The following is a 262-nucleotide window of genomic DNA, read 5'->3' as shown; positions in this document are numbered from 1 at the left end:
TCTTATTTAAAGTAAATAGCTTATAAAAAACTTATTCTTTTTTTATCAAAATGAAATTTCAGGTTTTTTTATCCACAATTGTCTTTGTTTTAGCCACACTATCATGAATTGTAGTATCAAATGCTAAAAACATTATTAGAGAGATAGGAAAGATTATAATCCCTAAAACTTTTAAAATTGTCCTTTTAAATCTAGTGATGAACGATAACTCTCTTAATGTTGAATTATCAACAACAAAAATGGAAAATATTAATTTACCAAA

The organism is Flavobacterium sp. Leaf359 (genome assembly GCF_001423985.1).
Taxonomy (GTDB): domain Bacteria; phylum Bacteroidota; class Bacteroidia; order Flavobacteriales; family Flavobacteriaceae; genus Flavobacterium; species Flavobacterium lindanitolerans.
The sequence above is the reverse complement of the archived record's forward strand: the minus strand, read 5'-3'. Positions refer to the sequence as shown.